The sequence below is a fragment of the Hymenobacter psychrophilus genome (assembly GCF_900107135.1).
GTDB lineage: Bacteria > Bacteroidota > Bacteroidia > Cytophagales > Hymenobacteraceae > Hymenobacter > Hymenobacter psychrophilus.
This window is the reverse complement of the sequence record NZ_FNOV01000025.1, coordinates 1-10,501: the sequence shown is the minus strand read 5'-3', so window position 1 is coordinate 10,501 and position 10,501 is coordinate 1. Positions and strand designations below refer to the sequence as shown.

Below are 10,501 nucleotides of genomic sequence, written 5' to 3'. Positions count from 1 at the left end.
CCCCCCCCCACCCGCAACGGTGGGGGCTTTTTCGTGCCCACCCGCTTCTGTACACAACTTGAGGGGCATCGGCTTTCGGGCGGGGGCGGGCGGGGGTAGGTTTGCTTCATGCTTACGACCGGAACCTCCTACGCGCATTCAGCGCCCGTCCTGCTGCTCAAGGATATTGACCCCAAAGGCCGCACCGTGCAGTTTTACGGCTCGGCTTTCGGCAACGTCGATTCCGACGGCGACGTGGTAGTGAAGGGCGCGTTTGCCAAGACCATCCTGGAGGCCGGCCCGCTCGGCGCCAAGCGCATCAAGCACCTGCGGCAGCACCAGACGCAGCAGCTCATTGGCCGCTTCACCGAACTCAAGGAAGATGAAAAGGGGCTGCTCTGCACCTCCATTCTGGCCGACAGCACCGAAGGCAACGACGCGCTAGCCCTGTATGAGCTGGACTTGTTCGAGCACTCGATAGGTTACGGCGTCATCAAGCAACAGTACGACCAGGGCACGGGCATCAACACACTGACTGAGCTACGGCTACGGGAAGTGTCCTCCGTTACTTGGGGCGCGAATGGCGATACGCCGCTGGTAGGCATCAAGTGCGACACCAAGGCCGGGTTTGAGCAGAGCCTCGCCCGCCTGGAAGACCGGGAGGCCAAGCTCGTTAAGGCCCTGCGCCACGGCACCATCTCTGACAACCTGGGGCACCAACTAGCCGACGAGCTAGAGGCCCTGCAAACCGCCTACAAAGGAATGATTTCACTCTACGGACAACCGCTGGAGCCGACCGAATCGCGTCCGCTCGTCTTGGATACTGCCGACCGCCTGAAGGCCAAGGAACCCGATGTGCCCAAGGCAAAGGAGTGGCTACAGAAAGCCATTGCCCTGCATGAAAAGCACATGGACGGTTCCGTGGAGCCCACTGACGCCTCACAGAAAACCATGATGACGCAGATGAAAAGCGCCCTGACCGCCCTTGGCGGCAGCATGGCCCCGATGAAAGCCACTTCCGAAGCCCCAGAGCCGAGCGGCGAGAAGGCGCTCAAATCCTTTTACTCACTCGTTTAACCTCCCCCGAAGATGACGCCCGAAGAACTCGCAAAAGCCCAGAAAGAAGCCGCCGACCGCCTGAAGGCCGAAGCCGCAACCGCCGCCAAAGAGGCTGGCAAAGAGGCTGCCGACACGGCCGTAAAGGAAGTGAAGGAAACCGCCGACACGGCCGCCACCGATGCCAGGAAGGCGCTGGATGAAATCGACAAGATTGCCCTGGTCATGGCCCGGGTAAAGTCTGACGACCTCGATATGCAGGACGGCGGCCTGGGCACCATCCGCAAGGCCCTGGAAGACAACAAGGACAAGTTCGCCGAGTTCAAAGCCAGCGGCAAGGGTCGCAGCCCGTTGAGCTTAGAGGTGAAGGCCATTATCACCACCGGAGCCGGCAGTCTGACCCAGCAGGGCACCAACGGTGTCATCCTGCCTCAGCGCCTGGCCGGCATCGTGACCCAGCCCGAGCGGCCGGAACACGTCCGCGACTTCCTGGCTACGTCCGGCACAACCAGCAACCTGATTACCTACGTGCGGGAAGGCTCCTACACCGACGGTGCGGCCGTGGTGGCAGAGGGTGGCCTCAAGCAGCAGTCAGACCTGGCGCTGGAAACCAAGTTCGCCCCTGTGGTGAAGATTGCCACGCATTTCAAGGTTTCGGAAGAAGCCCTGTCGGATATGCCGCAGTTGCTGGGCTACATCACCCAGCGCGGGCAGGCCAAGCTGATGCTGGTGGAAGATGCGCAGCTGCTCAACGGCTCGGGCACGTCAGGTAACATCAACGGTCTGCGCACGCAGGCCACGGCTTTCGCCGCCGGCCCACTGGCTGCTAAAGTCGCCCAGGCCAACCAACTCGACGCCTTGCGCGCCGCTATTGCCCAGGTGCGCCGCATTGAGTACACCCCGTCCGGTATCATGATGCACCCCGACGACGTGGCCGCAATGGAACTCACCAAGGCCACCGACGGGCAGTACCTGCTGCCCACGCTGCTCACCGGGCAGGCCCCCACTATCGGGCGCGTGCGCATCATGGAAACCACGCTCATCGGGGCGGGCAATTTCCTGGTAGGCGACTTCTCGGCTAACGCCGCCCAGCTGTTCGTGCGCGAAGGCATTACGGTGCGCGTGTACGACCAGAATGAGGACGATGCTATCCACAACCTGGTGACCATCGTGATTGAGGAGCGCCTCGCCCTGTGCGTGTACCGCCCCGAGGCACTGGTCAAAGGCGATTTCGCCACCGCCCAGGCCGCGCTGCTGAAAGCCTAATCCGTAACCGCCCGGCCGCTTCGGGGGCCGGGCTTACTTACTCATTGTCATGAAAGTAAAAGCCCTGCAAGATTTCAACCTCGGCTCACTGGCCAAGGACTACAAGGCCGGCCAGACGGTCGAGGTGTCGGATTCCGTCGCCAAGGAGTTAATCGACGCCGGCCTGGCCGAAGCGCCGAAAGCTGAAAAGGAAGACAAGGCCGATGCCTCCACCAAGGAGGATAAGTCAGCCGAAGCCCGCGCCACTAAAGCCACCAAGTAGCCATGCCCACCACCGTCGTTCTATCCGCCGCGTCCGAAGCACAGGAGCCCGTTTCGCTGGCCCTGCTGAAACAGTGGCTGCGCGTGGATACCGATGGAGAGGATGAGCTGCTGACGCTACTGCAAAAGGCCGCCCGGCATCTGTGCGAACAGTATACCGGGCGGTTCTTTGCCGGCCAGACCGTGGAAACCACGTTCGAGCTGGGCGAACCCTACCAACTGGCTCCGTTAGCGGGCGAACCCACCGCCGTGCGCGGCTACTTCACCGACCTCTCGCAGCTACCCCCGTCGCTGGAGGAATACCGCAAGGGTATCAGCATCAGCCGGGAGCTGGCCTGGGAAGACGCACTGCAGCAGCGCTACACGGTTACCTACCCCATCAACGCGGGGGAAGTGCCGGAGCTGGCCAAGCAATGCATCCTGGAGCTGGTAGCGGAGATGTACCGCAACCGGGAAAGCAGTAGCGTGGGCACCATCAGCCCCGAGCTGCCGGTCAACTTTCGCGTGAAGCTGGCCCCGCTGCGCATTCAGCCCCTAATGTACTGATATGGGACGCGTCGCCGCCGGAAACCTGACCGAACGCCTGAGCCTGCTCAACCCTTCGGCCCCCGTGCCGGACGGGCGCGGCGGGTTTCTGCCGGGCGTGGCCACTAGTCCGCTGGTCGTTCGGGCTTCGGTCCGGCAACTCTCGGGCCTGGAGGTGCTGCGGCTGGGCCAGGTGCTGGGTACTTCGGTGGTGGAGTTCACGATCCGCTACACCGACGCGGTGAACACCACCACGAAGCTGCGGTGGAGCGGGCGTAGTTACGGGGTGCGGCAGGTGGTGCACGACCCCCGCCGTGAGTTCACGGTGCTAACGGCAGTCGATAATGGCACGGTCGGGGGTTAGGGTCGAGCTGAAAGGAATGCGGGAGGCTATTGCGGCCCTGCGCTTCTACCAGATCGACAAGAAAGCCCGGGTGAAAACCGAAGTAGCCACCTACACGCTGCTGGTTGAATCCACCGCCAAGGACTTCGCCCCGGTCGATACGGGTAGGCTACGGGCTTCGATTCATTCGGACTTCCGCGCCGATGGGCTGGGCGGTTCGGTATCGACCAACGTGGAATACGCGCAGGCCCAGGAGCTGGGTACCCGCCGGATGCCCGCGCAACCTTTCATGTTCCCCGCTGCCGAGAGGTGGCGCGTGGCCTACGAACAAGCCATTACCAACGCCTTACGCACCCGATGAACCCGCAACGCTACCTCATTCCCGCCGTGCTCGACGCCCTCACCCAGGGCGGCCCGCTACCCGGCGGGGCGCTGGTAACCGAGTTTCAGCCGGGCGGGGCTTCGGCCTACGTGCTGGTTACCCAGCCTACGGTAGCTGACCTACCCGGCACGGCCGCCTGTCGGATGTGGTCGGCCACGCTGCTGCTGGATTGTGTGACGCTCTCAGAACCGGAATCTATTTCGGCCGTGCTCTGCGACGAGCTGGCCGATGCGGTGCTGGGCCGGTTGCAAGGGGCTGCGCTGCCGATGGGCGGCGGGTTGCAACTGTCGGGCCGGGCAACACTGGAGTTGCTGACCAGCGGGGCGGATTTCGACACCGAACAGATTGACATTCACCGCTATCTACGGATGCGGTTTACAATTTACACCTCTTAACTCCCTGTCATCATGGCAATTGAAATCGTAACCGGCCTGATTCTGGGCCTAAATGGCATCGAAGTAGGATGCGCTCAAACCGTTAGCTGGGGAGCCTCCCGTACGGAAATCGTCGCCAAGTGTGCTGCCAACGGCGGCACGAAGGTTACCCGGCCCGGCGATAAAGCCTACACGCTCAGCGTAGAAGCCCTTGCCCGCGTGGCCACTGGCGTCGACGCGGCCGGCAACTTCACCTACGTTAACCTGGAGCAGCTCTTTGAGGACGGCACGATCTTCGACTTCGAGGTGGGCGGCGAGGAAGTGGGCAGCACGAAGAAGTCCGGCCAGTGCTATGTGCTCAGCTATAGCGAGTCGAGCAACTTGGATGGGGAGACCACCTGGTCGGCTGACTTCTCGGTTACCGGCGACGTTACCTACACCGCTAACGCCTAAGCCGGATGCACGACCTGAATATTCGCGGCTACGGCCGCCTGCATATCGGTGGACAGGAGCGCCCGCTTCATTGGGGAACCTATCAAGCCCGCACTTACTGCGAGTTGGCTGGAATCGAATTAGATGCCTACCAGCAGGCTGTAGCCGACCTGTTCAGCCAGGGCGGCCTGACGGCAACCGTGGCCCTGTCGGGGCTGGTGTACTCTGCCCTTCGGGCGGGCAGCCGGCGCGACGGACAGGAGCCTGATTTCACGCCCGACGATGTGCTGTTCTGGGTCGATGAAGCCGACGCCGCCGAACTAGGCAAAGCCTTTGCCGTGCTGGCCGCCCTCGCGCCGCCACCGGCGGACGTGCCGGGAAAGCCGGCCGGGCCGAAGCCACGGGCAACCAAGTCCTAACGGCCGAATCCGACAACGCCCCGCCCGCTACCTGGTGGGGCGTTTTGGATTTCGCCCTCGGGGAATTGGGGCTTCGGGCTGATGAATTCTGGGCTATGACGTGGCCCGAATACGATGCCGCCTGCCGCGGGTACCGGCTTCGGCAGGCCCGCGAATGGGAGCGAACCCGACAGTTAGGCGAATGGACGGCAGCCTTTAACGGCGTGGACCTGCGCAAAGAGCTACGGGGCCGCCGCCTGCTGGAGCTGCCCACTGATGAACCCCGCCAATCCCCAGTCAAGGGCGGCAAGGGCCTCAAAGAGTATCGAGACCAACGCAGTGCCGCGCAACTCGCCCGCCTGCAAACCCAAACGCCAAACGAGCCGACTGTATGAATGTTGCCGAATTAGCCGTAGCCGTTGGGGCTGACCTGACCGACCTGGACCGGGGCCTGAACGCGGCCGTAGGCAAAGTACAGGCATTTGCCGGGCAGGTAAACCGGGCCGCGCAATCGGCCGGCAACGCATTCCAGCGCCTGCTGCCCGATCTGCAGAAGATTGGCGCGGCAGGCGACGCGCTAAAAGGCGCAGGCGCAGGCCTAACCTTAGGGGTGACGCTGCCCATTGTGGGTGCGGGCATTGCCGCGCTCAAGTCGGCTGGCTCGCTTGACAGCCTGCGCCGGGGGTTGGAGGCCGTAGCGGAAACGCAGCTAACCGAGGATGGGGTGCCGCCGATTGAGGCCGTAGGCAGGGCCGCCGAAGAAACAAAGGCGCGACTGCTGGAGCTAAAGGAAATTGCCAAGCTGCCTGGCTTGGGCTTTGAGGATGCTGTAAAGGGCGACCTGCGGCTACGTAATGCGGGTCTGACGGCCGAACAATCGGCTAAAAGCCTGTTGGAGTTCGGTAATGCCATTGCCCGCGCCGGCGGGGGGAAGGCACAGCTAGACCGCGTAACCTTGGCCCTCTCGCAGATTGCCACTAAGGGCAAGATAAGCCAGGAGGAAATCAACCAGCTGACGGAGGCGGGCATCGTGCTGGGGCCCGTTATGAAGAAGGCATTCGGCACGGCTGACACGCAGGCGCTGCAAAAGGCTGGCATCGACGCCACCGCCTTCGTTAACGCCATTACGGCCGAGCTAGCCAAGTTGCCCCGCGTAACGGGGGGGCTGCAGAACAGTTTTGAGACAGTGGGCGACACGCTCAGCAACGCCGCCGCCCGCATCGGCCTACGATTGGATGCTGCTTTTAACCTGACGGCGACGATTGAGCGGGTCGGCGACGCTATCGAGTCGCTGGTGTCGCGCTTTGAAACCCTGAGCCCCGCCACGCAGCGCACGGTGTTTGCCCTGGCCGGGCTGGCCGCCACTGTTGGGCCGGTGCTGGTGGCCGTTGGTACGCTCGGCGCGGCGCTGCCTGCCATTGTTAGCGGATTCGGTGCTATCGGGGCCGCCGTGGGCCTTGCGGCTGGCCCGGTGGCGTTGATAGCGCTTGCCGTGGGCGCGGCCGTGGTCGCCGTGGTGGCTTATTGGGATGAGATAGTCGCCTACTTTCAGGGGCCGGATGGCCAAGTGTTTCGCGAGTTGGCCCGCGGGGTAGAGGAATCCATCAACACGATTAAGGCCGCCGCCGCTGGGCTTGGAGGTGGCAACCTGGGAAGCCTGCTGTTCGGCGGCCTGGTAAGCGCGGGCAAGCTCGTGTTGGAAGTTGTGCAGGATGTGGCCACCGGCATTGCCGCGCTGTTCGATATAGTGAACGGTGCCGTGCGGAGCGTATCGGCGCTGCTTGACAAGGATTGGGCCCGCGCATGGGACGGCGCCAAGCAGGTAGTGCTAGGCCTGTTGGCTCCGATTGCCCGCCTCTTTGGGCTGGATTACGAGGGGCTACGGGCTAAGCTGAACGTACTGGGGGATGCCCCGCGGCTCACCATTGGCGACCTGATTACGCAGCAAATGAAGCTGGTCGATGAAGCTGCACTGGCCGGGGCCGTGTCGGGCGGCGACCTGCGGGCGAGTCTTGAGGCCGTGGGCACGGCGGCCGTGCTGAGCGACGAGCAGAAAAAAGCCCTGGCCGATCTGCAAAAGGCACTTATCGACAACGAGCGCAAGGCGCGCGCCCTCGGTTCCGCCTATGACGAGATCGGGCAAAAGCAAAGCATCCTCACATCGGGAGTTCAGAAGCTGGTAGAAGTGGGCTTCGCCCCGGCCGGCCGCACCGTGCAGGGATTCGCCCGCCAACTGCTGACGCTGCCCGCTGCTATTGATGCGCTGGAGGCCCGCATGGACGGCACACTGGGGCAGAACTTTACGCGCTTTCTGGAGGAAGGTCGCCGCAAAGCCGCCGCCCTGGCTGCTGAGTTATATCGGCCGCTTGAGGGCGTGGTCGACGTGGCCCTGCCTACGGTGCTGCCACTGTTGGATGTAACGCCGGTAACCGGCCCGCTGGAGGAAGTGAATGCCGCTCTCGCCCGGGCGCAATTCAGGGCCGAAGAGTTCAACGATAACTTCGGCGGCATCCTGGAGTCGGCACTTGAAAACACCGCGGCCGGGGTAGCGGAAGCCATTGGGGCGTTGGCTGCCGGGGTGGGCGGAACGGATCAGATATTTGCGGCCCTGCTGTCCGGCGTCGGTAGCATGGCCGTGCAGTTGGGGCAACTGGCCATCGGCATCGGCATTAGTCTGGAGGCAATCAAAACCGCCTTTAAAACCCTCGGGGGGGTGGGCGCGGTTGCCGCGGGCGTTGCTCTTATCGCGCTGGGTTCTGTCTTCAGCAGTGCCGCTTCGCGCATCGGGCGCAGCGCTGGCAGCGGCCCGTCGCCTGGTGGCGGCGGCGGATTCAGTAGCCCCCGCGCCGTCGACGTGAAACCGCAGAAGTTGGAGGTGAACATCAAGTTCGAGCCTGTAGAGTTCCGGCAGGACGGCCCGGCCCTGCGGGGTGTGCTCAATGTGGACTCTTACCGCAGCCGCCGATTTGACTAGGGCAAGAGCACATAGCGCAACGTTCCGCCCGGGTACAGGCGGGCCATTTGTTCCACTACGCGAAACGTTCCTTTGTATACCGATTTCTCTACCCCGATGAACTTAGCCTGCGAGGTTGATTTGCCCAGTGTGGCCAGGTCGACTTCTGATTCGCCCGTCATTCGAAGCCCGCCGGGCACGGCAACCGCCTTGATAATGAGCACCGGATGAAAGCCAAATTCCAGCGGCCGGGGGTCAGTAACCAGGGTGTGATACTCCTTGTCGAGCCGCTTAATGGTGTAGCCCTGCTGCACCAGCAGCCCGGCCAGGGTACGCAGCGCCGCGCCCGCTGAGTCTGGCGTCTGCACCAGAATAGCATTGGCCCCACGAAAAGGGGCTTCGGCTGGCAAAACAGCAGCAGACTGTCCGAACGCCGCGCCACCGGCCAGCAGCAGCCCGGCAAACAGTAGGATTGATTTCATCATAGCGCCGCCAACATACTAAGATTATGCCAGACCTCGTGTTAGTCCGCACCACTTGCCAGCCCGGGGTACTGCCCGGCGAGTTTGAACAAACCGACCGCTACTTCGACCGGGAGCTGTTCACCTTCGTCACCCAGGGCCCGCGCACGGTGCTGCAATGCGCGGCCTACGAAGCGCCCACGGGCTTTGAGCTGCTGCGCCGCTGCGTGCCACCCCGCGGGGAGGGAGGGCAGACCGACACCTATACAACGCTTGAAGTCATTGCCTACGACCGGGCCGCGCCCGACTTTCCGACCGTAACGTACACGCCCGATTTTCCGGCCTGCCCGCTGGTTAGCTGCGACCTGCTGCTGTTCCCGCTCTCGGCTGCCTACACCAGCGCCACCAGCCAATACCCCGGCGGCTACTGGCTGGTAAGCGCAGGCTTTACGTCGGGGCAGTTGCCGGTGGAGTTGATTTTCGGCGGCCAGCAGACCAGCAAGCAGACCGTCAGCACCTCGCCCGGCACGGCCACGTTTCTGGTGACGCAGCCCGGCACGTACGTTGTGCAGGCCGCGGCCGGCCCCTGCAACGCCGTCAGCCCTCCGATTACCCTGGCCCCACCGACAGCCCCCCCGGCGGCCGATTCCATCGTGCCGCTGCTTACGCGCATTGACCGCGGCACGGACGAAACGGCCGGCGGGCCGGTGGAGTACGAGCGCACCGTGTTCTTTGAGTGGAACAAGGCCACGCGCACGGTTGACACGCGCACGGAGGAAGGCGTTACAGGCGACCCTTACAGCCGTGACCTGCGCCTGTTGGTTGATGCCTACCAGTTGCCCGACGGGCGCACGTTCCGGCAGGTGTACCACAACGGTGCCGGCGGGGTTCGTTTCACCGACACGGTGCCGGAAGTAGAGCAGCAGGTGGGCGAGATGGAAATCAGCAACCTGATTGTGACCGACATTGACGAGGCAGGCACGCCTACCGGAAGGGTATGGATAGAGGCCGAAAGCCCCGCCCCACCGATTCGGTACACCGTTATTGGCCCGGGCGGGGCTACCGGCACCAACGTAACCGGGCAGTTTGCGGGGCTGCCCGCGGGCTCCTGGCAGGCGCGGGCCACCGATGCGGCCGGCCGCACCAGCAGCGACACGTTCGAAGTACAAGACCGCTACCGGCCCCGCTTTACAGCCGACTGGCAGGCCCTGCACGGCGAGTCAGTGCAGGTTTTTATCCTGGGCTACGACTACGCGGGCGAACCCGAAACCGTATGCGGGGCCGGCAACTCGCCTATTACCCGCGGCTGGCAGGGCAGCGGCACCGACCCGCTGGCCCCGTTTCTGGAGGTGGTGGGCCAGACCGTCAAGCTCTCGCTGCTGACAGCCTACGCCAGGCAGTTTCTGGTACTGGCCGGGCCCAATGACCGGGCCCACCGCGTCGACGTGTATCGGGCTGGCCGGCTGGCGTTTCGCGGCTACATTGCCCCCGAAACCTACCGCGAACCACTGCTTTCAGGCCGGCAGGCGGTAACGATTACGGCGTCTTGCGGGTTGGGGCCGCTGTCGGAAATCGAGTTTCTCAACCATCGGCAACGCCTGCTCTCCGGTCGCCGGCCGGTGCTGGCCACCATCCTGCACTGCCTGTCCCGCACCGACCTGAACCTGCCGCTCTACATTGGTGGTGGGCTCTGGGATGCGGGCATGGATGCGGAAGAAGAGCCCTTGTTGCAGGCGTACGGCCAGCGCGAGGTATACAATGCGGGCGGGGATGATATAGATAAGGTTGCCCTGTGCCGGGCCGTGCTGGAGGGGGAGCTACGCGGCTTCTTTCTGCAACTCTGCCAGCGGGACGGGGCCTGGCAGCTCGACGCCGTGCCCGAGTTGGATGCGCTGCCCGAGCGCCGTGCCTTCACGGCCGAAGGCCTGCCGCTAATCGACCCGCAAACCGGCATCGTGTTACCCCCAGCCCCGGGCCTTGCTGCGCTGCACATCGTCCCGTCCGCGCAGGCCACCGGGCCGGATGATCTGTATTGGGTAACGGCTGCGCAGGCCGTGGAGGTAAGCCCGGC

General features: G+C 63.8%; 13 protein-coding genes. 12 read left to right on the top strand and 1 reads right to left on the bottom strand.

Going from position 1 to position 10,501, the window contains the following annotated elements:
* The first annotated feature begins 108 nt into the window (after positions 1–108).
* The 11 genes from BLW21_RS20390 (at position 109) to BLW21_RS20340 (ending at position 7,990) form a co-directional block, all read left to right on the top strand.
* Entirely contained in the window at positions 109–1,056 is a 948-nt protein-coding gene (locus tag BLW21_RS20390) for an HK97 family phage prohead protease (protein WP_092743875.1), read from the top strand.
* A gap of 12 nt (positions 1,057–1,068) precedes the next feature.
* Positions 1,069–2,301, top strand: a complete 1,233-nt coding sequence (locus BLW21_RS20385) for a phage major capsid protein (protein ID WP_092743873.1) — start codon at positions 1,069–1,071, stop codon at positions 2,299–2,301.
* Between the two features lie 49 nt (positions 2,302–2,350).
* The gene (locus tag BLW21_RS20380) at positions 2,351–2,563 is read left to right on the top strand and encodes a DUF7210 family protein (protein WP_092743871.1); all 213 of its coding nucleotides are present in this window, start codon (positions 2,351–2,353) and stop codon (positions 2,561–2,563) included.
* A 2-nt stretch (positions 2,564–2,565) separates the two neighbouring features.
* A complete protein-coding gene (locus BLW21_RS20375; RefSeq protein WP_092743869.1) occupies positions 2,566–3,108 on the top strand; it encodes a head-tail connector protein in 543 nt (180 codons plus the stop codon).
* 1 nt (position 3,109) lies between these two features.
* Positions 3,110–3,451, top strand: coding sequence for a phage head closure protein (locus BLW21_RS20370; protein WP_092743867.1), 342 nt, complete (start codon positions 3,110–3,112; stop codon positions 3,449–3,451).
* The gene (locus tag BLW21_RS20365) at positions 3,432–3,791 is read left to right on the top strand and encodes an HK97-gp10 family putative phage morphogenesis protein (RefSeq protein ID WP_092743865.1); all 360 of its coding nucleotides are present in this window, start codon (positions 3,432–3,434) and stop codon (positions 3,789–3,791) included. The genes BLW21_RS20370 and BLW21_RS20365 overlap by 20 nt, the downstream gene beginning before the upstream one ends.
* The gene (locus BLW21_RS20360) at positions 3,788–4,207 is read left to right on the top strand and encodes a hypothetical protein (RefSeq protein ID WP_092743863.1); all 420 of its coding nucleotides are present in this window, start codon (positions 3,788–3,790) and stop codon (positions 4,205–4,207) included. Before BLW21_RS20365 ends, BLW21_RS20360 begins: the two co-directional genes overlap by 4 nt.
* Positions 4,208–4,219: 12 nt before the next feature.
* Positions 4,220–4,639: a phage tail tube protein gene (locus BLW21_RS20355; RefSeq protein ID WP_092743861.1), complete on the top strand. Its 420-nt coding sequence runs from the start codon at positions 4,220–4,222 to the stop codon at positions 4,637–4,639.
* 5 nt (positions 4,640–4,644) lie between these two features.
* Positions 4,645–5,037 (top strand): hypothetical protein, encoded by a 393-nt coding sequence (locus BLW21_RS20350; RefSeq protein ID WP_092743859.1) that lies wholly within the window; start codon positions 4,645–4,647, stop codon positions 5,035–5,037.
* A gap of 95 nt (positions 5,038–5,132) precedes the next feature.
* Positions 5,133–5,411 carry a hypothetical protein gene (locus BLW21_RS20345; protein ID WP_245711979.1) on the top strand — a complete coding sequence of 93 codons (279 nt, stop codon included), beginning with the start codon at positions 5,133–5,135 and terminating at the stop codon, positions 5,409–5,411.
* On the top strand, positions 5,408–7,990 hold the full coding sequence (locus BLW21_RS20340) for a tape measure protein (RefSeq protein ID WP_092743855.1): 2,583 nt from the start codon (positions 5,408–5,410) through the stop codon (positions 7,988–7,990). Before BLW21_RS20345 ends, BLW21_RS20340 begins: the two co-directional genes overlap by 4 nt.
* On the opposite strand, the gene BLW21_RS20335 is transcribed toward BLW21_RS20340, so the two are convergent.
* Positions 7,987–8,454 (bottom strand): hypothetical protein, encoded by a 468-nt coding sequence (locus BLW21_RS20335; RefSeq protein ID WP_092743853.1) that lies wholly within the window; start codon positions 8,452–8,454, stop codon positions 7,987–7,989. The two genes, BLW21_RS20340 and BLW21_RS20335, sit on opposite strands and share 4 nt — an antisense overlap.
* Positions 8,455–8,477: 23 nt before the next feature.
* On the opposite strand from BLW21_RS20335, the gene BLW21_RS20330 reads away from it, so the two are divergent.
* Positions 8,478–10,501 (top strand): hypothetical protein (locus BLW21_RS20330; RefSeq protein ID WP_139255361.1); only part of this gene is annotated, 2,024 nt, incomplete at its 3' end.

Excerpts from the sequence above, each read along its gene's own strand:
- BLW21_RS20390 (WP_092743875.1), top strand. The coding sequence starts at position 109 with ATGCTTACGACCGGAACCTCCTACGCGCATTCAGCGCCCGTCCTGCTG.
- BLW21_RS20385 (WP_092743873.1), top strand. The coding sequence starts at position 1,069 with ATGACGCCCGAAGAACTCGCAAAAGCCCAGAAAGAAGCCGCCGACCGC.
- BLW21_RS20380 (WP_092743871.1), top strand. The coding sequence starts at position 2,351 with ATGAAAGTAAAAGCCCTGCAAGATTTCAACCTCGGCTCACTGGCCAAG.
- BLW21_RS20375 (WP_092743869.1), top strand. The coding sequence starts at position 2,566 with ATGCCCACCACCGTCGTTCTATCCGCCGCGTCCGAAGCACAGGAGCCC.
- BLW21_RS20370 (WP_092743867.1), top strand. The coding sequence starts at position 3,110 with ATGGGACGCGTCGCCGCCGGAAACCTGACCGAACGCCTGAGCCTGCTC.
- BLW21_RS20365 (WP_092743865.1), top strand. The coding sequence starts at position 3,432 with ATGGCACGGTCGGGGGTTAGGGTCGAGCTGAAAGGAATGCGGGAGGCT.
- BLW21_RS20360 (WP_092743863.1), top strand. The coding sequence starts at position 3,788 with ATGAACCCGCAACGCTACCTCATTCCCGCCGTGCTCGACGCCCTCACC.
- BLW21_RS20355 (WP_092743861.1), top strand. The coding sequence starts at position 4,220 with ATGGCAATTGAAATCGTAACCGGCCTGATTCTGGGCCTAAATGGCATC.
- BLW21_RS20350 (WP_092743859.1), top strand. The coding sequence starts at position 4,645 with ATGCACGACCTGAATATTCGCGGCTACGGCCGCCTGCATATCGGTGGA.
- BLW21_RS20345 (WP_245711979.1), top strand. The coding sequence starts at position 5,133 with ATGACGTGGCCCGAATACGATGCCGCCTGCCGCGGGTACCGGCTTCGG.
- BLW21_RS20340 (WP_092743855.1), top strand. The coding sequence starts at position 5,408 with ATGAATGTTGCCGAATTAGCCGTAGCCGTTGGGGCTGACCTGACCGAC.
- BLW21_RS20335 (WP_092743853.1), bottom strand. The coding sequence starts at position 8,454 with ATGATGAAATCAATCCTACTGTTTGCCGGGCTGCTGCTGGCCGGTGGC.